This window comes from Catenuloplanes nepalensis (assembly GCF_030811575.1).
GTDB lineage: Bacteria > Actinomycetota > Actinomycetes > Mycobacteriales > Micromonosporaceae > Catenuloplanes > Catenuloplanes nepalensis.
Genome location: NZ_JAUSRA010000001.1, coordinates 8,824,658 through 8,849,010, shown reverse-complemented (window position 1 = coordinate 8,849,010; position 24,353 = coordinate 8,824,658). Strand labels below are relative to the sequence as shown.

Annotated in this window: 20 protein-coding genes; 10 read left to right on the top strand and 10 right to left on the bottom strand. The window is 72.7% G+C overall.

Features of this window, described 5'->3' with window-relative positions:
- Positions 1 to 30 precede the first annotated feature (30 nt).
- Positions 31 to 1,716, top strand: a complete 1,686-nt coding sequence (locus tag J2S43_RS38490) for an ABC transporter ATP-binding protein (protein WP_306837922.1) — start codon at positions 31 to 33, stop codon at positions 1,714 to 1,716.
- Positions 1,713 to 3,449, top strand: a complete 1,737-nt coding sequence (locus tag J2S43_RS38485) for an ABC transporter ATP-binding protein (RefSeq protein WP_306837920.1) — start codon at positions 1,713 to 1,715, stop codon at positions 3,447 to 3,449. Before J2S43_RS38490 ends, J2S43_RS38485 begins: the two co-directional genes overlap by 4 nt.
- Before the next feature lie 118 nt (positions 3,450 to 3,567).
- On the opposite strand, the gene J2S43_RS38480 is transcribed toward J2S43_RS38485, so the two are convergent.
- From J2S43_RS38480 to rimI, 3 genes are all read right to left on the bottom strand, one after another.
- Positions 3,568 to 5,232, bottom strand: a complete 1,665-nt coding sequence (locus J2S43_RS38480) for a hypothetical protein (RefSeq protein ID WP_306837918.1) — start codon at positions 5,230 to 5,232, stop codon at positions 3,568 to 3,570.
- A gap of 28 nt (positions 5,233 to 5,260) precedes the next feature.
- Entirely contained in the window at positions 5,261 to 5,515 is a 255-nt protein-coding gene (locus tag J2S43_RS38475) for a hypothetical protein (RefSeq protein ID WP_306839736.1), read from the bottom strand.
- Between the two features lie 65 nt (positions 5,516 to 5,580).
- Positions 5,581 to 6,024: a ribosomal protein S18-alanine N-acetyltransferase gene (rimI, locus tag J2S43_RS38470; protein ID WP_306837916.1), complete on the bottom strand. Its 444-nt coding sequence runs from the start codon at positions 6,022 to 6,024 to the stop codon at positions 5,581 to 5,583.
- Between the two features lie 83 nt (positions 6,025 to 6,107).
- Here rimI and alr point away from each other — a divergent pair, with 83 nt between their 5' ends.
- The 3 genes from alr (at position 6,108) to ung (ending at position 9,195) form a co-directional block, all read left to right on the top strand.
- Positions 6,108 to 7,286, top strand: a complete 1,179-nt coding sequence (alr, locus tag J2S43_RS38465) for an alanine racemase (RefSeq protein ID WP_306837914.1) — start codon at positions 6,108 to 6,110, stop codon at positions 7,284 to 7,286.
- A complete protein-coding gene (locus J2S43_RS38460) occupies positions 7,283 to 8,437 on the top strand; it encodes an alpha/beta fold hydrolase (protein ID WP_306837913.1) in 1,155 nt (384 codons plus the stop codon). The genes alr and J2S43_RS38460 overlap by 4 nt, the downstream gene beginning before the upstream one ends.
- Before the next feature lie 71 nt (positions 8,438 to 8,508).
- Positions 8,509 to 9,195: a uracil-DNA glycosylase gene (gene ung, locus J2S43_RS38455; protein ID WP_306837911.1), complete on the top strand. Its 687-nt coding sequence runs from the start codon at positions 8,509 to 8,511 to the stop codon at positions 9,193 to 9,195.
- A 302-nt stretch (positions 9,196 to 9,497) separates the two neighbouring features.
- Here the strand turns inward: ung and J2S43_RS38450 are convergent, their stop codons facing one another.
- The gene (locus J2S43_RS38450) at positions 9,498 to 11,243 is read right to left on the bottom strand and encodes an alpha/beta hydrolase (RefSeq protein ID WP_306837910.1); all 1,746 of its coding nucleotides are present in this window, start codon (positions 11,241 to 11,243) and stop codon (positions 9,498 to 9,500) included.
- Positions 11,234 to 11,536, bottom strand: coding sequence for a hypothetical protein (locus tag J2S43_RS38445; protein WP_306837907.1), 303 nt, complete (start codon positions 11,534 to 11,536; stop codon positions 11,234 to 11,236). The genes J2S43_RS38450 and J2S43_RS38445 overlap by 10 nt, the downstream gene beginning before the upstream one ends.
- Positions 11,537 to 11,650: 114 nt before the next feature.
- Between J2S43_RS38445 and J2S43_RS38440 the strand changes: the two genes are divergently transcribed.
- Positions 11,651 to 12,019, top strand: a complete 369-nt coding sequence (locus tag J2S43_RS38440; RefSeq protein ID WP_306837905.1) for a holo-ACP synthase — start codon at positions 11,651 to 11,653, stop codon at positions 12,017 to 12,019.
- An 8-nt stretch (positions 12,020 to 12,027) separates the two neighbouring features.
- Entirely contained in the window at positions 12,028 to 13,458 is a 1,431-nt protein-coding gene (locus tag J2S43_RS38435) for an NAD(P)H-hydrate dehydratase (RefSeq protein WP_306837903.1), read from the top strand.
- A 972-nt stretch (positions 13,459 to 14,430) separates the two neighbouring features.
- Here J2S43_RS38435 and glmS read toward each other — a convergent pair.
- Entirely contained in the window at positions 14,431 to 16,311 is a 1,881-nt protein-coding gene (glmS, locus tag J2S43_RS38430; protein ID WP_306837901.1) for a glutamine--fructose-6-phosphate transaminase (isomerizing), read from the bottom strand.
- Positions 16,312 to 16,535: 224 nt separating this feature from the next.
- Here glmS and J2S43_RS38425 point away from each other — a divergent pair, with 224 nt between their 5' ends.
- Both J2S43_RS38425 and J2S43_RS38420 read left to right on the top strand, forming a co-directional pair.
- Positions 16,536 to 17,291: an MmpS family transport accessory protein gene (locus J2S43_RS38425; protein WP_306837899.1), complete on the top strand. Its 756-nt coding sequence runs from the start codon at positions 16,536 to 16,538 to the stop codon at positions 17,289 to 17,291.
- A gap of 28 nt (positions 17,292 to 17,319) precedes the next feature.
- Positions 17,320 to 18,468, top strand: a complete 1,149-nt coding sequence (locus J2S43_RS38420; RefSeq protein WP_306839734.1) for a pyridoxal phosphate-dependent aminotransferase — start codon at positions 17,320 to 17,322, stop codon at positions 18,466 to 18,468.
- Here the strand turns inward: J2S43_RS38420 and J2S43_RS38415 are convergent.
- Complete coding sequence (locus tag J2S43_RS38415) at positions 18,446 to 20,137, bottom strand: bifunctional polysaccharide deacetylase/glycosyltransferase family 2 protein (protein ID WP_306837897.1); 1,692 nt, start codon at positions 20,135 to 20,137, stop codon at positions 18,446 to 18,448. The two genes, J2S43_RS38420 and J2S43_RS38415, sit on opposite strands and share 23 nt — an antisense overlap.
- 39 nt (positions 20,138 to 20,176) lie before the next feature.
- Here J2S43_RS38415 and J2S43_RS38410 point away from each other — a divergent pair, with 39 nt between their 5' ends.
- Positions 20,177 to 21,166 (top strand): glycoside hydrolase family 18 protein, encoded by a 990-nt coding sequence (locus J2S43_RS38410; RefSeq protein ID WP_306837895.1) that lies wholly within the window; start codon positions 20,177 to 20,179, stop codon positions 21,164 to 21,166.
- A gap of 103 nt (positions 21,167 to 21,269) precedes the next feature.
- Here J2S43_RS38410 and glmM read toward each other — a convergent pair whose 3' ends face one another.
- The 3 genes from glmM to rplM all read right to left on the bottom strand — a co-directional run bounded on the left by glmM (position 21,270) and on the right by rplM (position 23,849).
- Positions 21,270 to 22,610 (bottom strand): phosphoglucosamine mutase, encoded by a 1,341-nt coding sequence (glmM, locus tag J2S43_RS38405; RefSeq protein WP_306837894.1) that lies wholly within the window; start codon positions 22,608 to 22,610, stop codon positions 21,270 to 21,272.
- Positions 22,611 to 22,795: 185 nt separating this feature from the next.
- Entirely contained in the window at positions 22,796 to 23,203 is a 408-nt protein-coding gene (gene rpsI / locus J2S43_RS38400) for a 30S ribosomal protein S9 (protein WP_442320078.1), read from the bottom strand.
- A gap of 202 nt (positions 23,204 to 23,405) precedes the next feature.
- Complete coding sequence (rplM, locus tag J2S43_RS38395; protein WP_306837889.1) at positions 23,406 to 23,849, bottom strand: 50S ribosomal protein L13; 444 nt, start codon at positions 23,847 to 23,849, stop codon at positions 23,406 to 23,408.
- Between the last annotated feature and the right edge of the window lie 504 nt (positions 23,850 to 24,353).

The window sequence follows — 24,353 nt, the reverse complement described above, 5'->3', positions numbered from 1 at the left end:
ACCCACTCCACACAGTAGCTTTTCGTAACTATGCGTGACCTGCCGCGACCCGATCCGGGAGTCGCCGACCACCGGTCGGCGGGCCGCCTGCTGTGGTGGATGGTCCGCCGGGTCCGGCACAAGCTGGCGGTGTCGGTGGGCCTCGGCGTGGTGTGGATGTGCACGATGGCGCTCGCGCCCGCGCTGATCGGCATCGCGGTCGACCGTGGCGTGGCCGGGCGGGACTCCGGCGAGCTCGCCGCGTGGTCCGGCGCCGTGCTCGCCCTCGGCGTGGTGCAGGCCGTGGCCGGGATCCTCCGGCACCGGTACGGCGCCCACAACTGGCTCGACACCGCGTACGGGACCGTGCAGCTCACGGTCCGGCAGTCCGCCCGGGTCGGTGCGGCGCTCCCCCGCCGGATGTCCAGCGGCGAGGTGGTCAGCATCGGTGTCTCCGACATCGAGCAGCTGGGGAGCGCCATCGAGATCGTCGACCGGGCGGCCGGCGCGGTCACCGCGGTCGTGGTGGTCACCGCGATCATGCTGAACACGTCCACGCGGCTCGGCCTGGTGGTGGTGATCGGCGTGCCGCTGCTGCTCGCCGCGGTAGCGCTGCTGCTCCGCCCGCTGCAGGCCCGGCAGGAGGCGTACCGGACGCGCCAGGGCAAGCTCACCACCCGGGCCGCGGACATCGTCACCGGGCTGCGTGTGCTGCGCGGCGTCGGCGGCGAGTCGCTGTTCGCGGCCGGCTACCGCGCCGAGTCGCAGGAACTGCGGGCCGCCGGGGTACGGGTGGGACGCGTCGGCGCCGTGCTGGAGGCGACCCAGGTGCTGCTCCCCGGACTGTTCCTGGCGCTGGTCGTCTGGCTCGGCGCCCGGCTCGTGCTGACCGGCGGGCTCACCCCCGGCCAGCTCGTCGCGTTCTACGGCTACACCGCGTTCCTGGTCCCGCCGCTGCGCACGCTCACCGAGGCGGCCGACAAGTTCGCGGTCGCGCTGGTCTCCGCGCGGCGCGTGGTGCGGCTGCTCGCGCTCGACCCGGACCCGGCGTCGCCGGCGCGCCCGGTGCCGGTGCCGCCGGGCCCGGCCGTGCTCGCGGATCCGCGGTCCGGGCTGCTGGTGCGCCCGGGGGTGCTGACCGCGATCGCGGCGGCCGACCCGGCGGACGCGGCCGCGATCGCGGAGCGGCTGGCGCGGTTCACCGACTCGGAGGCGCGGCTGGGCGGCGTACCGCTGCGGGATCTTGATCTTGATGAACTGCGGTCCCGGGTGCTGCTCGCGGAGAACGAGGCGCGGTTGTTCGCCGGTCCGCTGCGCGAGTCGCTGGGTGGCGGCCAGGTGGAGGACGCGCTGGTCACGGCCGCGGCAGAGGACATCGTGGACGCGCTGCCGGACCGGCTGGAGACCGAGATCGCGGCGCGCGGGCGGGAGTTCTCCGGCGGGCAGCAGCAGCGGCTGCGGCTGGCCCGGGCGCTGCACGCGGACCCGGAGATCCTGATCCTGGTCGAGCCGACCAGCGCGGTCGACGCGCACACCGAGGCACGGATCGCGGCCCGGCTCGGACCGGCGCGCACCGGGCGCACCACCGTGGTCTGCACGACCAGCCCGCTGGTGTTGACGCACGCGGACCGCGTCGCCTACGTCGAGGACGGCAAGGTGATCGCCGAGGGCACCCACCGTGAGCTGCTCACCGGCGAGCCCCGCTACGCCGCCACCGTCACCAGGCAGGAGCCATGACGACCATGCTGCCGATCGCCGACGGCATTCAGATCCGGCGGTACGTGCTGGGCCTGTTCCGCCGGCACCCGCGCGAACTCGGCGCGATGCTCGGCCTGCACGGGCTCGGCGCGCTCTGCGGACTGGCCTCCCCCTGGCTGCTCGGCGAGCTGATCGAGATCATCCGCGGCGGCGGTACGACCGGCGCGCTCGACCGGATCGGGCTCACGCTGGCCGCGTTCGTGATCATTCAGACCGTGCTGGTGTACTTCGCGCGGTACGCGTCCGCGCGGCTCGGCGAGCGCGTGCTGGCCGAGCTGCGCGAGGAGTTCGTCGACCGGGTGCTGGCCGTGCCGATCGGGACCGTGGAGCGGGCCGGCACCGGTGACCTGCTCACCCGCACCACCCGGGACGTCTCCTCGCTGGCCTACAGCGTGCAGTGGGCCGCGCCGGAGATCCTCACCGCGCTGATCACCATCCTGCTGCTGATCGTGGCGCTCGCGCTGGTGTCGCCGCTGTTCCTGCTGGCCCCGCTGATCGCGGTGCCGACGCTGTGGCCGCTGACCCGGTGGTACCTGCGCCGCGCCGCCGGCGGCTACCTGCGCGAACGCGCCGCGTACGCGCGGATCACCGAGGGCCTGGCCGAGACCGTCGAGGGCGCGCGGACCGTGGAGGCGCTGCGGCTGCACGAGCGCCGGCGGCGGCAGACGGACGCGGACATCCACGGCTCCTACCTGGCCGAGCGGTACACGCTGTTCCTGCGCACGGTCTGGTACCCGCTGGCGGACCTGTCCTACCTGCTGCCGATCGCCGGGACGCTGCTGCTCGGCGGCCTCTACTACGCGAACGGCTGGATGGCGCTGGGCACCGTGATCACGGCCGTGCTCTACATGCAGCAGCTGGTCGGCCCGGTCGACCAGGTGCTCTCCTGGCTGGAGGATCTACAGGAGGGGGAGGCCGCGCTGGCCCGGGTGATCGGCGTCGGGAACGTCCGCTCCGAGCCGGACGGTGAAGGCGGCGTGCCGCGCGGCAACGGGATCCGGCTCGACGACGTGACGTTCGGCTACGTGCCCGGCCGTCCCGTGCTGCGCGGCATCTCGCTGGACATCGCACCCGGCGAACGGCTCGCGGTGGTCGGACCGTCCGGCGCCGGCAAGTCCACGCTCGGCCGGCTGCTGGCCGGCGTGCACCGGCCGGAGTCCGGTGCGCTCACCGTGGGCGGCGTCCCGGTGTCCGCGCTGCCGCCGGAACGGCTGCGCGGCGAGGTCGCGCTGGTCACCCAGGAACACCACGTGTTCGCCGGGACGCTGCGCTTCAACGTGATCCTCGCCCGGCCCGGCGCTTCCCCGGAGGAGGTGCTGGACGCGCTGGCCGCGGTGGACGCGCTCGGCTGGGCGACCGAGCTGCCGGAGGGGCTGGAGACCGTGGTCGGCGAGGGCGGGCACCCGCTCACGCCCGCGCAGGCGCAGCAGGTGGCGCTGGCCCGGCTGGTGCTCGCGGACCCGCACACGCTGGTGCTGGACGAGGCGACGTCGCTGCTCGACCCGCGCGCGGCCCGGTCGCTGGAACGCTCGCTGGCGGCGGTGCTGGCCGGCCGGACCGTGGTGGCGATCGCGCACCGGCTCTTCTCCGCGCACGACGCGGACCGGGTGGCGGTGGTCGAGGACGGCCGGATCGTGGAGTGCGGCTCACACGACGAGCTACTCGCGGCGAACGGCTCCTACGCCGCGCTCTGGCGCTCCTGGCAGAGCTGACCTGGTCTTTTTCTCAGCCACCCACCCGACCGGCAGGGAGGCCGCCCGCGGCCGACCGGTGCCCGCGGGAGCATGCGGGCCGCACCACGCCGGAAGCGGGAAAATCGCCTTCAAGATCTTAAAAATCCCAGACCGACACGCCGCCGGTACGCGTGGGTGCGCGCCCGGTCAGGTCGGTGAGCAGCGACTCCACCACGGCCCGGTGCGGCTGGTCGTTCGGCAGCACGATCACCGAGGTCTCCCAGTAGGCCAGGTCCGCGGCGAACGAGGCGCGGTCCCAGGCGGTCAGCGGCGGAAGGTACCCGGTCGAGCTCACCGCCACGAGCAGTCCGTGTGTGGGCCGCCGCCACGGGCCGAACATGGCACGCCCGCCCTCGGACGGGTCCGGGCCGAGGAAGTAGCCGAGCGCGAGCGGGAAGTCGAGGCCGGTGCGGGCGGCCCAGCGCATGCCGGTGGTGTCGGTCCAGATCCGCGGCGTGACCAGCATGCTGCCGCCGTCCGCGAGGTGCTCCCGGTAGCCGTGCCCGGCGATGTAGGCCGGGACCGGCGCGATCTGCTTCGTGGCCAGCGGCATCGGCACGATCGGCACCAGCGCGACCGTGACCAGCGCGACCGCGATCCGGGACCGGTCCACCGCGAGCGCCAGCAGCAGGCCGAGGCACGGGATCGCGATCAGCGACAGGCGGGTCGGCACCACCGAGTCGAAGAGCGGCAGGTGCGCGAACGGCTCCCACGGGCCGGGGCGGCTCACGTCGCCGTACCCGTTCACGATCACGTCCCGGCCGATCGAGAGGACCGCGAAGACCACGGCGGTGGTGGCGGCGGCGAGCGCGGCGGCACTGCGGCGCAGCATGACCGCGAGCAGCACGAACACGATCACCAGCGGGATGCCGAACGACGCGTTCTGCTCGGTCTCGTTCGGCGAGAGGTGGCCGAACGGGGAGATCGGCCCGGCCAGCGAGTGCGTGGAGAACTGGGCGAACGCCGCCACGTCGTTGCCGTAGCCGGTGGTGAACTCCGGCACGCCCCGGTAGCTGCCCGGGCCGGTGAACTGCACCCACAGCGGGTACGCGACCAGCGCGCCGGCCACCGCGAGCGCGACGCCGAGATTGATCAGGAACCGGGTCTTGTCCACCTCGTGCCGGCGCAGCGCCAGGAAGAGCAGGCCGAAGACCGCGCAGCCCAGGCCGGTGAAGAAGAGCGACTCCTCGTTGATGAAGACCTGCGCGGCCATGATCAAGCCGAGAAGCGCGCCTCTTCGGGGACTCGGCGCCGGGTGGAAGAGGAGGTGGACCACGAACGGGAGCAGCAACTGGGCGGTCCAGTTCGGGTGGCCCTGCGCGTGCGTGTAGATGCCGGGCGCGAAGCCGCAGAACGCGCCGCCGACCCAGGCCGCGACCGGTGACACGTGCAGTCTTCGCGAGAACACCCAGAACCAGCCGTACGCGGTGAGGCCCAGGCCGAGCAGCACCAGCAGCGCGAGCGAGGCGGCCGGGCCGGCGAGCAGCGTGGCCGGCGTCAGCGGGATGCCGAGCGCGAGCACGGACGTGTTCGCCATCATGTTCACGCCGAGCGGCACGTTCAACGCGTCCGTGACGAACGGGTCGCCGACGTCGCCGGTCACCAGCGCGGCGGACCGGGCCAGGACGTACTCGAAGAACGCGTGATCGCCCTCGTTCGCCTCCGGCACGGCCCGGTCCAGATCCCGCCACAGCGGGAAGGTCAGGACCAGAGCGATCAGGAGGTACGTCGCGAGCGCCGCGATGTCCGCCCTGTGCTTCACCGACGCATTCTCGCTCGTTGGATCGGACTTACCGGTCCACTTGGGTAAATTCCCAGACATGGGGTGACCGGGCGACAAGGTGTTCCGGCGGCTCGGGAAGATCGACCGGGCCACTGCGCCACTTCGAGATCACCACGAGCCGGTTGTCCGCCGAGGAGAACACCTCGGTCGACATGTGCAGCGGGTAGACCTCGATCGACGGGACCGCGGCGTCGCACACCCAGGTGAGCAGCTCCGCGTGACTCGCAGGCCGGGCCTTGACCTCCCACATCCGAACGATCACGTCCGGCATCGCCCCCTCCTCCCCTGGCGGTGAAACTCTTTCATCCGCGGGGATGACTCCGGAGGCTACCGTTCCCGCTCCATGATCAGGGCATCGGTGTTGCTCGGCTGGTAATAACCCCGGCGAATGCCGATCCCCTCGAAACCGTACGTGCCGTAGAGGCGCTGCGCGGCGACGTTGTCCACCGCGACCTCCAGCAGCACCCGCTCCGCGCCGCGCCGATCCGCCTCGGCCAGCAGCGCCTCCAGCAGCGCACGGCCGACGCCGTGCCGCTGCCGGTCACGGCGGACCGCGATGTTCTGCACCCAGGCGTCCGGCTCCTGCATCGCGAGCCCGGCATATCCGTCCACCCGGCCGTCGCCGTCCAGTGACACCAGGTAGTAATGACCGTTCGCCAGCTCGTTCCAGAACATGGCCGCGGTCCATGTCTCGGCGCCGAACAGGTCGGCCTCGATCGGCATCAGCTCGTCGATGTGCCACCAGCGCAGCGGCCGGATCGCGTCACTCATCGCCGGACACCTTAACCGTTGTCCCGGAAGTCGCACGTCACAAGGGGTGCGCGGCTCTGTGACCGGTCAGTAGGCTGGAGGCCATGTGGCAGGCCGAAGTTCGAGTTGATCTCGACGCGATCCGGGCGAACGTGGCCCACCTCGTCGCCGGGACCAGCGCCGAGGTCATGGCGGTGGTCAAGAGCGACGGGTACGGGCACGGCATGGTCGCCTCCGCGCGGGCGGCTCTGGACGGCGGCGCCACCTGGCTCGGCGTCGCCACCCCGACCGAGGCGATCACTCTGCGTGAATCCGGGCTGACCGCGCCGATCCTCTCCTGGCTGATCGTCCCCGGTCTCCCGCTGCACGACGCGGTCGCGGCCGACATCGACCTGAGCGTCGCCACGCTGGGCCTGCTGGACGAGGTGATCGCCGCGGCCGAACGGGCCGAGCGCGTCGCCCGCGTGCACCTGAAGCTCGACACCGGGATGAGCCGCAGCGGCGCCACGCCCGCGGAGTGGCCGGTGCTGCTGGAGGCGACCGCCAAGGCCCAGTCCGACGGGCTGATCGACGTGGTCGGCGTCTGGTCACACCTCGGCTGCGCGGACGAGCCCGGCCACCCCAGCGTCGACGCGCAGCTGGCCGCGTTCCGGGACGGGCTGGAGGTGGCCGGCCGGTTCGGCGTCCACCCGCGCTACCGCCACATCGCCAACTCCGCGGCCGTGCTCACCCGGCCGGACGCGCACTTCGATCTGATCCGGCCCGGCCTCGCGATCTACGGCCTGTCGCCGATGGGCGGGCGCGTCGACGGGCTGCGGCCCGCGATGACCGCGCGCGCCCGGGTGATGCTGGCCAAGCGGGTGCCGGCCGGCTCCGGCGTCTCCTACGGCCACACCTACGTCACGCCGGCCGAGGCCACCATCGCGGTCGTGCCGATCGGCTACGCCGACGGCGTCCCACGGCACGCCTCCAACGGCGGCCCGGTGCAGATCGCCGGCCGGGTCCGGCCGATCGCCGGCCGGGTCTGCATGGACCAGTTCATGGTGGACTGCGGCGACGACCCGGTGCAGGCCGGCGACCTGGTCACGCTCTTCGGCCCCGGCGACGACGGCGAGCCGACCGCGGACGACTGGGCCGCGGCCGCCGAGACCATCAACTACGAGATCGTCGCCCGGTTCGGCAGCGCCCGGGTGGCCCGCGTCTTCGACGGACTGCGCCCTCCAGGCGGAGTCGTGAGCGGAGCAACGGCTCGATATCGCAGCGTGGAGGAAGGGCAAGCATGAGTTCGGCGTCATCGTCAACGTCGTCGTCCCTGGTCACGTCGATCTTCACGCCCCAGGTGGGCAAACGCGCCGGGATCATCGGCGCGGTGGTCGGGCTCGCGGCCGCCGGCATCGCGGCCGGAGTCGCCGCCGAGCGGACCATCGTGCGCCGCACCAAGCGCGGCACGATCGACCCGTACGCGCACGAGAAGTTCGGCGAGCAGCCCTACGACGAGTCCTTCATGATCACCGCACCGGACGGCACCGACCTGCACGTGGAGGTCCTCGACCCGGTCGACGGGCTGGAGGTCGAGCCGGACTTCCCCGGCGCGGCCGGCACCGACCTGCAGGCCGAGCCCACCATCGTCTTCGTGCACGGCTTCTGCCTGGACATGGGCACGTTCTACTTCCAGCGCAAGGAGATGGTCCGGCGCGGCGACTACCGGATGGTCTTCTACGACCAGCCGGGGCACGGCCGGTCCGGCAAGCTCGAGTCCGGCGAGTACCACCTGGAGGCGCTGGCCGAGTCGCTGCACGCGGTCATCTCGGCCACCGTGCCGACCGGCCCGATCGTGCTGGTCGGGCACTCGATGGGCGGCATGACCATCATGGCGCTGGCCGAGCGTTACCCCGAGCTGCTGCGCGCCCGGGTGTCCGGCGTCGTGCTGATGGCCACGTCCGGCGGCAAGGTGGAGGAGGCCCGGCTGTCCATCCCGTCGCTGGCCGCGCGCGCCGGAGCGCCGTTCCTTCCGGTCGTCACCCGGACCACGCGGCTCACCGGCAGCGTCATCGACCGGGCCCGGCTCGCCTCCTCCGACCTGGCCTGGCTGCTCACCCGCCAGTTCGGCTTCGGCGGCAGCGCGCCCAGCCCGGCACTGGTCACGTTCGTCGAGTCGATGAACTCGCACACCACGGCCGACACGGTCACGCGCTACCTACGGACGATCTACACCCATGACCGGTTCCCCGCCCTCGACACGCTGCAGGACATTCCCACGCTCGTGATCGCGGGCGACAAGGACCAGATCCTGCCGGTCACCCACTCGCGTGAGATCGCGCGCCACCTGCCGAACGCGGAGTTCATCGAGATCCCGGACAGCGGGCACGTGGTCATGCTGGAGCACGCGGACGAGGTGAACGCCGCGCTCATCTCCTTCCTGGAGAAGCTGTGACGGATCTGTCGGACCCGTCCGATACGGTGCGACCGCACGTCCCGTAGTTCCCCTGTGGAGGAGTCGCCAGCATGTCCCTCGACCTCGTCAGCCTGCTGCCCGCGCCGTGGCAGGCCGTCCTCGCGCCGCACCTGGACGTCGAGCGCACGCGCAAGCTGGGCGAGTTCGTCGCGGGCGAATACGAGACGCAGACCGTCTATCCCCCGGTCGAGGACCTGTTCACCACCTACCGGCTGTGCCCGCCGGACCGGGTGCGGGTGCTGCTGCTCGGCCAGGACCCCTACTTCAAGGCCGGCCAGGCGCACGGCATGAGCTTCAGCGTCCGCGAGGGCGTCCGGGTGCCCCCGTCGCTGCGCAACGTCTTCAAGGAGATCGCGGCCGACGTCGGCGCGGGCATGCCCAGCACCGGCGACCTGACCCCGTGGGCCGAGCAGGGCGTGCTGCTGCTCAACTCGATCATGACGGTCCGCGAGGGCAAGGCCGGCTCGCACGCCAAGAAGGGCTGGGAGGAGTTCACGGACGCCACCATCAGCGCGGTGAACGAGCTGGACACGCGCGTGGTCTTCATGCTCTGGGGCAGCTACGCCCGGAAGAAGGCGGCGCTGGTCACCAACCCGCAGCACGTGGTGTTGGAGGCCGGCCACCCCAGCCCGATGAACCCGGCCGGTTTCCTCGGCACCCGCCCGTTCAGCGCGTGCAACAAGGCTCTCGCTGACGCCGGCCTGGCCCCGATCGACTGGTCGCTCACCCCGGCCTGACCTCACCGGCCCGAGCCACCGCCCGGTCGGCCCACCGCCCGCCGGGCCAGCGACCTGCCGCTCTGTCGGGCTGGCGCGCTTCCGGGCCAGCGGGCTGGCACGCCGCCGAGCCAGCGGCCTGCCGGGCTGCCGGCCTGCCGAGCCAGCGACCTACCGGCCTGCCGGGCTCGCAGGCTGCCGGCCTGCCAGCCTGCCGAGCCAGCGACCTACCGGCCTGCCGAGCTGCCGGGCTCGCGGGCTGCCGGGCTCGCGGGCTGCCGGGCTCGCGGGCTGCCGGGCTCGCGGCCGGTGCGATCGGCGCGTCATTCCGTGGCGTCGAGGGGCAGGCCGAGCGTGATGCGGGACAGTGCGTCCAGGGCGGTCCCGCCGCGATCCCAGTAACCGAGGTGTCCCGCGTCGGCCTGGCTGGGGAACGCGAGCGCGCCGAAGCCCGGGTCGGCCGGGTTGTGCCCGTGCCACAAGCTCTCTTCGGGCGAGCTGAAGGCGAACGCGGTGCCCAGAACCGGAACCCCGGTCACGGCCGCCGCGTCGGTCGCGGCGGCCAGCAGGGACACCGGCACGTGCTGGATCGGGTCGGTGATCGACGTGCTCGCCCACACCTCCGGCACGCCCAGCCGCGTCGCGTGCTCGACCCCGGCGCCCGGCGAGGCGAGCAGCACCAGACCGTCCGCGTCGAGCCCGAGATCGCGGGCGGTCACACCCGCGACCAGCGTGCCGTAGCTGTGGCCCAGGACGGTCTGCCGCGCCGGATCGCCCTCGTGCGACGCGCGCAGCCCCTCCTGGAACCGGTGCAGCGCGGGCGCGGCATCCCGGGCTGGCGTCTCGGCCGCGGCCTCGCCCACGAAGTCCGGCGCGTCGTAGTCCAGCCACAGCACGGCCGCGGTGCGCCGCGCCGGGTCCAGCGCGGTCGCGGCCTCGGCCAGCCGCGCGGCCCGGTCCAGCTCGCCGCCGAGCGAGGCCAGATCGCTGGTCATGCCCGGCACGCAGGTCACCACGGCCGCGCTGCGGTCGGGGTCGCCGACCGCCACCACCGCCCGGCCGTCCCGCTCCGGATCGAACCGCACCAGGAATCGCGGCGGATCGGCATCGGCGGCCACCTGATCGGCGAGCCGCTCCAGCGACGCGATCAGCGCGGCGTCCCGCGCATAGGCCGCGCCGCCCGGGATCGCGCCCCGCAGGTCGGCGCCGGTGAGGCTGACGCCGTCGGCCGGCGCGCCGCTGCGCAACCCGTCAACCGGCAGGCCCAGCCGGGCCGCCTCCAGCGCCAGCTCCAGGAGCGAGCGGTTGGCCAGGTCACGCGCGGCGACCGGCACCCCGTCCAGGCCGCCGACCAGTGTCGGCTCGTGCCGGATCAGCCAGCGCCGCCGCGCCGGGGTGAGCGCGTCCCACCACCGGCGCACCTCGGCCGGGACCGCGCCGGGAGCCGGCCGCTGCCCGGGCGGCGTGCTCTCCCACCCGCTGCCGGCCGCCCGGGCAAGCTCGCCGAGCCGCGCCGCCGCCTCCGCATCCGCCCGCTCCGCCGCCGTCAGCGCGGCCTGGATCTCCGCCGCCACCCGCATCGCCTCCGGCCCGCCGACGGCCACCGACGGCCCGCCCTCGGACACCGACGGCCCGCGTTCGGGCGGCGGTGGTCCGCCCCCGGGTGCCGACGGTCCGCTCTCGGGTGCCGGCTGCCCGCCGCTGGTCGCGGACGCCGGGCCGGCCACCGCGCCCGAGCGCTCCACCGCGAGGCCCGCAGCCTCGGCCGCGCGCACCGCCGCCGCCAGCCGCGCCTTCGCGGTCTGCAGCGCCGTCGCATATTCCGTCAGGACGCCGGCGGTCTCCAGGTGCGCGAGCCGGCCCGCCTCAAGGTCGTCACGCAGCCGCCGCAGGCGGGTGATCGCCGCGTCGGCCCCGGCGCCGGACCAGGCACGCGTCACCGCGACCGCGCCGGACGCCAACTCCAGCGCGCGGCGCGCACCCGAGGCCGCGAGGTCACGCCACGCCGCCGCGGACTCCCGCCAGGACGGCGGACTGGCCTGCCACAACCGCTCATAGGTCACCGCCACGGCGTCACCCCACTCTGCAGCCGGCGAAGGCGGTGGGCGGCCGACTCGTCCACCGCCTCGTATGCCGTGGCCGCGCGGCCCAGCGCCGCCGCCGCGGCCGCCACGCCGGTGCCGCATCGGTCGAGCACGGACCAGGCCGCGTCCGCCAGGTCGGTGATCGCGACGCCGGCCGCCCAGCCGGGGGCGGTGACGGACAGCCGGCCCGGCGGCATGCCGAGCAGGCGGCGGGCCACGGCCGCGAGCCGGTCGGCGCAGGCCCGCAGCGCCGGGGTGGTGACGTCGATGGCTTCCATGGCCACCACCGTCCCACCGGGACGGCGGGCCGGTAAGCCCTGTGGATAACGGCCGGCGCGCGTACCGCATGGTTGTCCACAGGGGTTGCGGACGTCCCTACTAGGCTCTATGACGTGATCGTCTCCGTCGGCATGGACGTGGTGCTCGTCGAGCGGTTCGTCCGTGCGCTGGAACGGACGCCGCAACTCGCGGACCGTCTGTTCACCGCGGGCGAGCGGCACACCTCCTCCGGCAACCCGCGGCCGGCCGAGTCGCTGGCCGCCCGGTTCGCCGCGAAGGAGGCGGTCGCGAAGGCGCTCGGCGCACCCTCGGGACTGCGCTGGCACGACTGCGAGGTGGTCTCGGACGCGGCCGGCCGGCCGTGGCTGACCGTGTCCGGCACGGTCGCGGCCGCCGCCGTCGAATGTGGCATCACCCGCTGGCACCTGTCCCTGTCGCACGACGGCGGCATCGCGTCCGCCATGGTGGTAGCCGAGAGCTAGGAGTTCGCATGCGGGGCGTGTGGCGGGTCGCCGACGTTCGGGCGGCCGAAGAGGCGCTGATGCGTGAGGTTCCGGAGGGCACGCTCATGCAGCGTGCCGCCGCCGGGCTGGCCCGCCGCTGCGCGCTGCTGCTGGACCGGGTCTACGGTGCCCACGTGCTGCTGCTGGTCGGCGCCGGGAACAACGGCGGCGACGCGCTCTTCGCGGGCGCGCTGCTGGCCCGCCGCGGCGCGCAGGTCACCGCGCTGCTGCTGAGCCCCGACCGCGCCCACCCGGCCGGGCTGGCCGAGCTGCGCCGGTCCGGCGGCCTCGTCCGTACCCGCTGGTCCGAAAAGATCGTCGCGGACCTGGTGATGGACGGCATCGTCGGCATCGGTGCCACCGGCGGCCTGCGCGAGCCCGCCGCCACGATCGTCGGCACGCTGCGGGCCCGGACGCCACGCCCGATCATGGTCGCGGTCGACGTGCCCAGCGGCGTCGACGTGGACACCGGCGCGGTCGACGGGCCGGCCGTCCGGGCGGACATCACGGTCACGTTCGGCGTGCTCAAGCCGGCGCTGGTGATCGGCCCGGCCGCGCCGCTCGCCGGCCACGTCGAACTGTGCGGCATCGGCATCGCGCCGCAGGCCGCACCGGCGCTGCGGATCGCCGGCGCCGAGGACGTCGAGGAGTGGTGGCCCCGGCTGAGCGCCGGCTCGGAGAAGTACAACCGGGGCGTCGTCGGCATCGCCACCGGCTCACACACCTATCCTGGCGCCGCCGTGCTCTCCACCGCCGGCGCACTGGCCGGACCGACCGGAATGGTGCGATACGCCGGGACCGCGCGCGCCGAGGTCGTCCGGGCGCACCCGTCCGTGGTGGGCTCGGACTCCGTCGCCGGCGCCGGCCGCGTCCAGGCCTGGCTCTGCGGCTCCGGCATCGGCACCGACGCGGACGCCCGCACCGCGCTGCACGACGTGCTCGCCACCGACCTGCCGGTCGTACTGGACGCGGACGCGCTCACCATGCTGGTCGACGGCTCCGCGGCCGACCGGCTCCGCGACCGCGACGCACCGCTGGTGATCACGCCGCACGACCGCGAGTTCGCCCGGCTGGGCGGCGAACCCGGCCGGGACCGCGCGGCCGCCGCGCGCGGCCTGGCCGCCCGGATGAACGCGGTGGTACTGCTCAAGGGCGACCGCACGATCGTCGCCGCACCGGACGGCACCGCCTGGGTCAATCCGACCGGCACGCCCGAGCTGGCCACCGGCGGCACCGGCGACGTGCTGGCCGGCCTGCTCGCGTCGCTGCTGGCCGCGGGTCTGCCGGCGACCCGGGCCGCGGTAACGGCCGCCTACCTGCACGGTCTCGCGGGCCGCATCGCTGCGGAACGCGGCCCGGTCACGGCCCCCGACGTGGCGACCGCGCTGCGCGACGCCGTCGCCACGATCATTCAATAGCCTTTCCCGCTTCCGGCGTGGTCATGTTCCGAGTGCTCCCGCGGGCACCGGTTGGGTACCACTCGGCTTAGGCCCATCTTGAGAAGGGCGCAACGAAGCTCCACGCCCTGTCCGAAATATCACCACAAAGGCGGCGACGGCGACTCTTGAAAGCGATCACGTGTCGCAAATCGTTGTTGAAAGCGCCGGATAACAACGATTTGCGACACGTGATCAACTCCCGGCCCGGCCATACCGAGCCTTGAACGTCGAAGTGAGCGGCACTCCGCAGCGGCGAACCTCTATAGCGTGAGATTTCGGGCGCGCCGCGCCCGGACGGCCACCGCCGCTCGAACCTCGACTCCGAAGGGTCACTGGAGCAATATTTCGGGCATCGGCCGACCGTTGGACCCGCCGGGTCATCCGACTACCGGCGACTCCCACGCCGGCGGGGTCGATCTACCAGCGCCGTGGGCACTTATGCCGAATTTCGGGCGCGGAGCGCCCGCCGACGAAAAATGCGCGGAGGCTTCGGTGCCCGCGGCAGGTACCGCACGGACCGTGACGGCCAGCGGCGACAAGCGCGCGGGATGTGGTGACCAACAGTGAAGGCCGGCGGGTTGTACACATCAGCAGCAAACGTGGGGCCTGGCGACCAGCGGCGCAGGCCCCGTGGAGCATGACAACCAGCCACGCGAGCCCCGTGGGGCCTGGCGACCAGCAGCGCAGGCCCCGTGGAGCATGACAACCAGCCACGCGAGCCCCGTGGGGCCTGGCGACCAGCGGCGCAGGCCGCGTGGAGCATGACAACCAGCCACGCGAGCCCCGTGGGGTGTGGTGACCAGCGGCGGAACTGACAGGGAGGCCGCCCGCGGCCGACCGGTGCCCGCGGGAGCACTCGGAACGCCACCACGCCGGAAGCGGGAATATCGCCTTTGAATGGAAAGGCCGGCCCGCGGATGAGCGCGGACCGGCCTTCACCAGGGGGTCTGCCTATTCGACGGTGACCGACTTGGCCAGGTTGCGGGGCTGGTCGACGTCGTGGCCGCGGGAACTGGCGATCTCGCAGGAGAGCACCTGGAGCGGGACCGTGGTGACCAGCGGGGCCAGCAGCGTGGGCGTGCGCGGGACGCGGATGAGCTCGTCAGCGTAGGGGACGACGGCGTCGTCGCCCTCCTCGGCGATGACGATGGTGCGGGCGCCGCGGGCGCGGATCTCCTGGATGTTCGACACGATCTTGTCGTGCAGGACGCCGCGGCCGGCCGGGGACGGGACGATGCAGACGACCGGCGTGCCCTGGTCGATGAGCGCGATCGGGCCGTGCTTGAGCTCGCCGGCGGCGAAGCCCTCCGCATGCATGTAGGCCAGTTCCTTGAGCTTGAGCGCGCCCTCCAGCGCCACCGGGTAGCCGACGTGCCGGCCGATGAACAGCACCTGCTGCGCGGAGGCGAGGTCGCGGGCGAGCTTGCGGACCGGCTCCATCGACTCCAGCACGGTGCGCAGCTTGTCCGGCATCTCCTGGAGCTGCTGGACGACGGCGCCGACCTCGTCCGCGTACTTGATCCCGCGGACCTGCGCGAGGTGCAGGCCGATCAGGTAGCAGGCGACGAGCTGGGTGAGGAACGCCTTGGTGGACGCGACCGCGACCTCGGGGCCGCCGTGCGTGTAGAGCACCGCGTCGGACTCGCGCGGGATGGTGGAGCCGTTGGTGTTGCAGATCGCGAGCACGCGCGCCTTCTGCTCCTTGGCGTGCCGGAGCGCCATCAGCGTGTCCATCGTCTCGCCGGACTGGGAGATCGCGATGACCAGCGTGGACCGGTCCAGGACCGGGTCGCGGTAGCGGAACTCGCTGGCCGTCTCGACCTCGCACGGAATGCGCGTCCAGTGCTCGATCGCGTACTTCGCGACCAGGCCCGAGTGGTACGCCGTGCCGCAGGCCACGATGAAGATCTTGTCGACGTCGCGCAGGTCCTGCTCGGTGAGGCGGACCTCGTCGAGCACGATCTCGCCCGCCTCGGTGAGCCGGCCGAGCAGCGTGTCCGCGACCGCCTGCGGCTGCTCCGCGATCTCCTTGAGCATGAAGTAGTCGTAGCCGCCCTTCTCGGCGGCGGACGCGTCCCAGTCGATGTGGAACGGCTTGCCCTCGACCGCGGTGCCGTCGAAGCCGGTGATCTCGATGCCCTCCGGCGTGATCAGCACGACCTGGTCCTGGCCGAGCTCGACCGCCTCGCGGGTGTGCTCGATGAACGCGGAGACGTCGCTGGCCAGGTAGTTCTCTCCCTCACCGCGGCCGACCACGAGGGGCGAGTTGCGGCGGGCGCCGACGACCGCGCCCGGGATCGCGGTGTCCACGGCGAGCAGCGTGAACGCGCCCTCCAGCCGGCGGGAGACGCGGCGCATCGCCTCGGCGAGCGCGTGCGGGCCGGCCTGCCCCTCGGAGTTGACCTCGGTGAGCGCGATGGAGAGCAGGTGGGCGGCGACCTCGGTGTCGGTCTCGCTGCTGAACTCGACGCCGAGCGCCTCCAACTCGGCGCGGAGCCGGGCGAAGTTCTCGATGATGCCGTTGTGGATGACCGCGACGCGGCCGTCCTGGGAGACGTGCGGGTGGGCGTTGCGGTCGGTGGGTCCGCCGTGTGTGGCCCAGCGGGTGTGGCCGATGCCGGTGGTGCCGGTCGTGATGCCGCTCGCCGCGCCCTCGGCCAGCGCCTTCTCCAGGTTGGCGAGCTTGCCCGCCTTCTTCTCGGTGTGCAGCGTGCCGTCACCGACGATGGCGACGCCCGCCGAGTCATAACCCCGGTACTCGAGACGCCGCAGCCCGTCCAACACGATGCTCAGTGCCGGCCGGTCGCCGACGTAACCCACGATTCCGCACATGGGAGCCAGCGTAGCTGAGTTCTGCTCAACTCGCGTGCGCAAAGCCCTGGTATTCGCTCACGGACAATGCGCGATTGGGGGATTTATGCGGGACCTATACGGACAGAACATCCCAGGTACCTGTCGGTAAGCCGATTGCTCGCATAGGGCAGGCTGGTACACGGTTGTCCTCCCCCGGCTGCCGCCCCCGACCGACTGACGCGCCATTCTGGAGCCCCGAGGCCATGACCGAGCCCCACCCGCCGTCCCACCAGCCCGAGCAGCCCAACCCGTGGGCCCGGCCGCCGGAGGGCGCGCCCGAGCAGCCCGTGCAGTACGGTCCGCCGCCCGGCCCGTACGGCCCACCGCCCACCGCGAACTGGGCCTATGACCCGCAGCAGCCGCCGATGGGGCCGCCGCCTCAGCAGCGGCAGCGTTCGCTGAGGCCGATCCTCGCGGTCATCGTGGCGGCCGTGGTGCTGCTCTGCGCGGGCACGGTCGTGGCCGGCGTGCTGGTCTTCAACCAGGCGCGGGACGCGGCCCAGGACATCCTGCCCTCGTTCCCGCCGCCGCCCTCCCTCGCCCCGGAGCCGAGCCGGCCGGCGCCGACCGGTAGCCCTCAGGGGACGGAGGACCCGTTCGATATCCCCGGCCTGCCCGAGCTGCCCGACCTGGACGACCTGCTCCCGACCGGGACCGGCGTCACCGCGAGCCCGGACGCGACGGTGGTCTACGAGGTCAGCGGCCCGGCCGACGCCGCGATCACGTACACCGAGGCCGGCACCGCACCGAAGTCCGAGCGGGACGTGAAGCTGCCGTGGCGGAAGGAGTTCACGCTCGGCTCGGAGACGCCGCTGCTGAGCGTGACCGGCATCCACTTCGGCACCGCCGGCTCGGAACTCACCTGCCGGATCACGCTGGACGGCAAGGAAGTCGTGAAGCGGACCGCGTCCGGCAACGCCGCCACCGCTACCTGTTCGCAGTTCGTCATGGTTTCGTAGATGGGTGACTGATCCACTGGTGGCGCGCATGCGCCCGTTCGGCACCACGATCTTCGCGGAGATGTCCGCGCTCGCGGTCCGGACGGGCGCGGTCAACCTCGGCCAGGGCTTCCCGGACACGGACGGGCCGCCGGAGATGCTGGCCGCCGCGGAGGCGGCGCTGCGCGGCGGCCGGAATCAGTACCCGCCGGGCCCGGGCATCCCGGAGCTGCGCGCCGCGGTCGCGCGTCACCAGCGGCGGTTCTGGAATCTGGGTTACGACCCGGACGGCGAGATCCTGATCACGGCGGGCGCGACCGAGGCGATCGCGGCGACGATCCTGGCGCTGTGCGAGCCGGGCGACGAGGTGGTCTGCTTCGAGCCGTTCTACGACTCGTACGCCGCGTCGATCGCGCTGGCCGGGGCGGTGCGGCGGCCGGTGACCCTCTTCACCGGCGAGTCGGGGGACTTCGTGTTCGATCCGGATCAGCTGCGGGCGGCGTTCTCGGACCGGACCCGGCTGGTGCTGCTCAACTCGCCGCACAATCCGACCGGCAAGGTCTTCACCGCGTCCGAGTTGTCGCTCATCGCCTCGCTGTGCCGTGAGTGGGATGTGCATGCCGTCACGGACGAGGTCTACGAGCACCTGGTCTTCACGGACAGCCCGGCCCCGCACGTCCCGCTGGCCACGCTGGACGGCATGCGGGAGCGCACGCTGCGCATCTCCTCGGCCGGCAAGACCTTCTCCTGCACCGGCTGGAAGATCGGCTGGGTCAGCGGCCCCCGCGAGCTGATCAGCGCGGTCACCCGGGTCAAGCAGTTCCTGACGTACGTCAACGGTGCGCCGTTCCAGCCCGCGGTCGCGGTCGCGCTGGACCTGCCGGACACGTACTACCGGGACTTCCGGGACGGCCTGCAGGCCCGCCGGGACCGGCTCGCGGCCGGACTGGCCGCCGCCGGGCTGCGCGTGCTGCCCTCCCGGGGCACCTACTTCATCACGGCCGACATCGCAGGCGTCCCGGACAGCACCGACGGCATCGCGTTCTGCCGGGAACTGCCCGCGCGGGCCGGCGTCGCGGCGATCCCCACCCAGGTCTTCTACGACGACCCGGAGTCCGCGCGGACGTTGGTCCGGTTCGCGTTCTGCAAGCGCGAGGAGGTCATCGACGAGGCGGTCAGGCGCCTGACCGGACGGTAGTCGCGGCCGACCCGGTGGGCAGCCGCGCACCCATCAGCGCCTCCAGCCCGCGGGTGCGCCGCGGCCGCCGGTGGCCGTGGCGGGAGGCCGCGATCAGCATCGGGTACGTCAGCGGCCGCCGGGCGATCTCCCGCCACCCGCCGCCGATCACCTGGAGCGCCAGCATGCCGATCCAGATCGCCGCGGTCGGTGCCGGATCGAGGAAGAGCAGGCCGTAGATCAGGTACACGTCGATCAGCGGCGCGAGCAGCGGCAGCAGCGTGTGGAAGAGCAGCAGCGCGAGCAGTGTTCGCCGCCCGTGGCGACCACCGGGACCGGACTCGACCAGCACCCGCCGGTGCTTCCATATCGCCTGCATGTCGCCGTAATCCGCGGCGTGCGGACGCGGCCGGGCCCGCACTCGCGCCCGCGGTGCGTGGACCACCCGCCAGCCGGCCCGGACCACCGCGAGGGTCAGGTCGGTGTCCTCGGCGAGCGTGTCATCGGAGAGCCCGTCGACCTGCCGCAGCGCCTCCCGCCGGTACGCACCGGCCGCGCCCGGGACCGTGGGCAGGCAGCGCAGCGCGTCGTACGCCCGCTGTCGCGCGCCGGAGCCGGTGTCGGCCGCGACCGCGCCGACCGCCGGATCGCCGAACGGCTGCACCAGCGCGCGCACGGTGTCCGGCGCGAGGATCGTCTCGCCGTCCGTCAGCACCACCACGTCCGTGGTGGCGTGCACGATGCCGGTGTTCAGCGCGGCGGCCCGGCCCGCGTGCCGCTGACGCAGCACGGTGACGCCCGGGTGGGCTTCGGCCAGTTTCGCGGTGCCGTCGGTGGACCCGTCGTCGACCACGATCACATCGGCCGGGCCGAACGAGCCGAGCACCTCCGTGATGCGGTCCTCGGCGTTGTGTACCGGTACGACGACGGTGACCCGGCGGTCGTAGCCGGCCGCGGGACCGGCCCGCCGCTTGAAGATCAACAACGCGCACCGCGCCAGCAGCAGCACGCCGAGCATCAGCAACGCGACCGTGAACCAGCTCCCCGCGGTCCACGCCACCTGCACCGCGCCGACCAGCCCGAGCCCGAGCGCCCGCTCCGCGCCGGTGGGGGCCGGGTTGACCGGCTCGTCCCGCAGCGTGGTGAACGTGTAACCGGCCCGCCTCAGCTCCGGGATCACCGCGTCGAGCGCGGCCGCGGTCCGGTCGCCGCCCTGGAAGCGCACGACCGCGCCCTCGCCGCCCGGCGGCAGCACCGCACGCCGGATGTCGGTCAGCGTCGCGTCCGGGTCGCCGTCCCGGCTCTCCCGCGTGGTCCCCACGTCGCGGAGCAGCGTGCTGGTGACGTTCGCGGCGCCGGCCAGCGCGTACCGCGTGGTGGGGGTGTCGATGCCGATCTGGTGGCCGGCCTCCCGCACGTCGCGCACGATGCCGGGGTGCCGCGCGATACGCGCGCCGGTCATGAAGAAGACCGCGGGCACGTCATGCTCGGCAAGCACGCCCAGGATCGCGGGCGTGAACGCCGGGTCCGGGCCGCCGTCGAAGGCGAGCACCACATGTCGCTCCGGCGGGTGGGCCCTGCCCGCGACCGGCACGTCGGCGGCACCGAGCCGGCTCGTCACCACGCCGTTGACCAGCAGCAGTCCGACGACGAACGTCAGCGTCCCGATGAGCAGAAACCAGCGCCTCACCATCTTCCCTCGACCGGTTCCCGGCCGTCCTTAGGCGTTGTGACGGCGTTCACAGACACGGTGCCGCCGCCCGGGTCGTTGAACCCCGGCGTGCTGTGGAAACGCCTCGCCATCCTCGTGCCGGTCCTGTTCGCGGCCGGCTGCACCACCTCGGACGAGCCGGCACCGGCGCTCCGGGTGGCGCCCTACATCGACATCGCCAGCGGCTCGCTGGACATCGCGGCGGCCGTGCGCGAGTCCGGCCAGACCGACTTCACGCTCGCGTTCGTGGTCGCGGACCGAACGAGATCCTGCACGCCGGCCTGGGGTGGCACGCTGCCGCTGGACGCGGCGCGGGTGCAGGCGGACCTGGACGAGATCGCCCGGCTGGGCGGTGAGGTGACCGTGTCGACCGGCGGCGCGACCGGCACGTACCTGGAGAACGTCTGTTCGCGCGCGGAGCTGACCGCGGCCTACCGAACGGCGCTGGACGCGGCCGGCAGCAACGACCTGGACGTGGACATCGAGCGGCCGGTCACGCCGGACACGGTCACCGGCGCGCTCGCGGACCTGCAGCGCGAGCGCGGCACCTCGGTCACGCTGACCGTGCCGGTGGCCGGCGCCGCGCAGGGGCTGACCGCCGAGACGATCACGCTGCTGCGGAGCGCGGAGGCGGCCGGCGTCGAGCTGTCCGTCAACGCGATGACGATGAACTTCGACCCGGCCGGTGTGGGCTGGGGCGACGCGATGGCCGCGGCCACCGACGCGGTCGCGGCGGACCTGGCCGGGATCTGGCCGGACCGGGACATCAACCGGATGCTCGGCGTGACGCCCATGATCGGCGTCAACGACACCGGCCCGGTGACCACGCTGACCGATGCACAGACCATCCTGCGGTACGCGGAGGAGCGCGGCCTGGGCTTCGTGCGCTTCTGGTCCGTCAACCGCGACAACGACGGCTGCGCCGGCACGGTGTCTCCCTCGTGCAGTGGCATCGCACAGTCCCGGTTCGAGTTCAGCCGGCTCTTCGCCGAGGCGCCGAGACGGTGAACGGGGTGTCCCCCATGCCGTGGGAACGACACGGGGGACGCCCCTCCCGCTAGCGTGGTTGGCGGACCTTCGCCGGCCTGCGGCGAGGTCCACCAAGCACGCCCTAGACCGTGCGCACCACGTCCGCGACCCGCTCGGCCACGCGCTGCGCGGTCTCCGCGGTCGCCGCCTCGATCATGACGCGGACCAGTTGCTCCGTGCCGGACGGGCGCAGCAGCACCCGGCCGGTCTCGCCCAGCTCGGCCTCGGCCTCGGCCACCGCGGCCTTGACCGCCGGTGCGACCGCGACCGCGGCCCGGTCCGAGACCGGCACGTTGATCAGCACCTGCGGCAGCTTCGTCATCACCGACGCCAGCTCCGCGAGGGACTTGCCGGTCGCGGCCATCCGCGCCATCAGGTGCAGGCCGGTCAGCGTGCCGTCGCCGGTGGTGGCGTGCGCGGGCATCACCACGTGGCCGCTCTGCTCGCCGCCCAGCGCCAGGTTGGAGGCGCGCAGCTCGTCCAGCACGTACCGGTCGCCGACCTTTGTCTCGCGGAGCTGGATGCCGGCCTCACGCATGGCGATCCGCAGGCCCAGGTTGCTCATCACGGTGGTGACCAGCGTGTCGTCCGTGAGCGTGCCGGCGTCGCGCATGGCCACCGCCAGAATGCCCATGATCTCGTCGCCGTCGACCACCTCGCCGGCGGCGGAGACCGCCAGGCAGCGGTCCGCGTCGCCGTCCAGGCCGATGCCAAGGTGCGCGCCGTGCTCGACCACCGCGGCCTGCAGGCTCTCCAGGTGAGTGGCGCCGCACTCCTCGTTGATGTTCAGCCCGTCCGGCTCCGCGTTGATCACGACCACCTCGGCGCCGGCCTCGCTGAACGCGGCCGGTGCCACGTCCGCGGGCGCGCCGTTCGCACAGTCGACCACGACCTTGATGCCCGCGAGCGGGTGCGGTGTGGCCGCGACCAGGTGCTTCACGTAGTGGTCCGCGCCGTCCAGCAGGTCGTGCACGCGGCCGATCGCGGCGCCGACCGGCCGGGTCCAGCCGCCGTTGTTGGCCTCGATCGCCGCCTCGATCTTCGCCTCGATGTCGTCGGGCAGCTTGTGCCCACCGGCCGCGAAGAGCTTGATGCCGTTGTCCGGCATCGGGTTGTGCGAGGCGGAGACCATCACGCCGAAGTCCGCTTTGGTCTCGCCCACCAGGTACGCCACGCCGGGCGTGGGCAGCACGCCCACCCTCAGCACGGTCGCCCCGGCGCTGGCCAGGCCCGCGACCACGGCCGCCTCCAGCATCTCGCCGCTGGCCCGGGGGTCACGGCCCACGATCGCCAGCGGCGGGTGGCTGCGGTCCGCCTCGGCGAGCACATGCGCGGCCGCGACCGCCACGGACATCGCCAACTCCGGTGTCAGATCCGCGTTGGCCTTGCCGCGCACGCCGTCGGTGCCAAAGAGCCGCCCCATTGCCGTCCTTCCCTCGCCTGATCTCGGTGGTACGTCGTCGACCGCCGCATCCTCGTTCATGGCACGGCGGTGATGCGACCTTTCAGTCGCGTATTACATGCGGGGAGACTTCGTACAACAGCAAACGGCCAGGCGAACCACCCGCGAGGGCGGTTTGCCTGGCCGTCAGCGTCAGACCGGCAAGGTCAGCGCTTCGAGTACTGCGGCGCCTTGCGAGCCTTCTTGAGACCGTACTTCTTGCTCTCCTTGACCCGCGGGTCACGGGTGAGGAAGCCGGCCTTCTTCAGCGCCGGGCGGTCGTCGCCGTCGTTGCTGATGAGGGCACGGGCGATGCCGAGGCGCAGCGCGCCGGCCTGGCCGGTGATGCCGCCGCCGTGCAGGTTCGCGATGACGTCGAACATCTCGGTCTTCTCCGTGGTCACCAGCGGCTCACGGATGAGCTGCTGGTGCACCTTGCTCGGGAAGTAGGCCTCGATGTCACGGCCGTTACAGGTGACCTTGCCGGTGCCCGGCACGAGGCGGACCCGGACGATGGCCTGCTTGCGGCGGCCCACGGTCTGGATCGGGCGCTCGCCGCGCGGCACGCGGGTCAGCGTCGCGGTCGCGGCCGCCGGAGCAGCCTCGTCCTCGGTCGTCTCGGTCGCCTCGGGCGTCTCCTCGACGGCCTCGGGCGTCGTCTCAACGACCTCGGGCGTCTCCTCGACGGCCACGGTGTCGGTGTCGGTGTCGGTCGCCGGCGCGTCAGCGGCAGGCGTCTGCTCGTCGATGTCAGTCATGCTTCTTCTCTCGCCTGCGCTACTGCGCGATCTGCGTGATCTCGAACGGGACCGGCTTCTGCGCCTCGTGCGGGTGCTCAGCGCCGGCGTAGACCTTCAGCTTCTTGATCAGCTGACGGCCGAGCTTGTTGTGGGGCAGCATGCCCTTGACCGCGAGCTCGATCGCGCGCTCCGGGCGCTTGGCGAGCAGCTCGTCGTAGCTGATCTGCTTGAGGCCGCCCGGGTAACCGGAGTGCCGGTACGCCACCTTGGTCTGCCGCTTGTTGCCGGTCAGAGCCACCTTGCCCGCGTTGATGATCACGACAAAGTCACCCATGTCGACGTGCGGCGCGAAAGTGGGCTTGTGCTTACCGCGGAGCAGAGTCGCGGAGTGGGTGGCCAGTCGGCCCAGCACGACGTCAGACGCGTCGATGACGTGCCACTGACGCTCGATTTCACCCGGCTTCGGGCTGTACGTACGCACAGGTCTACCTTGTCTCGTCGTCGGTCTGAAGTCGCGCGCTTGGCGTCGATCCAGCACGCACGCGAAACACCAGATTACCCCGACCTTCTTTTCCACGTCGCAGCGGGACGGAGAAGCTCTGCGCCCGGCCGATCTCGGCGCAGACACAGGGCCGGTCTCGGGGCTGACACAGGGGCTGGTGACGGTGACGTGACCGGCATATCGCTAGCCATCGCACAACAGCAGACAACGATACCCGCTCTCCCTACCCAGGGTCAAAACGCCTGTTCGCAGCCCCCTGACCGGCGGGCATCGGGAAGCGTGAGCGGCTCTTAACAGGTTCAAAACAATCAAGACGTGTGAGCGAAACCGCCCCCCTGCACTCTTCCGACATGGCGGGTGCAATGGCGTACAGGCGACATGACGGGGTGTCATCACCCCAGGTTCGCCGCGCGTGCGCCGGCCTCACCGAGCCACCGCCAGGCTTGAGGACGGACCTGGCGGTGACGCCGAGCCGGTTCCCCG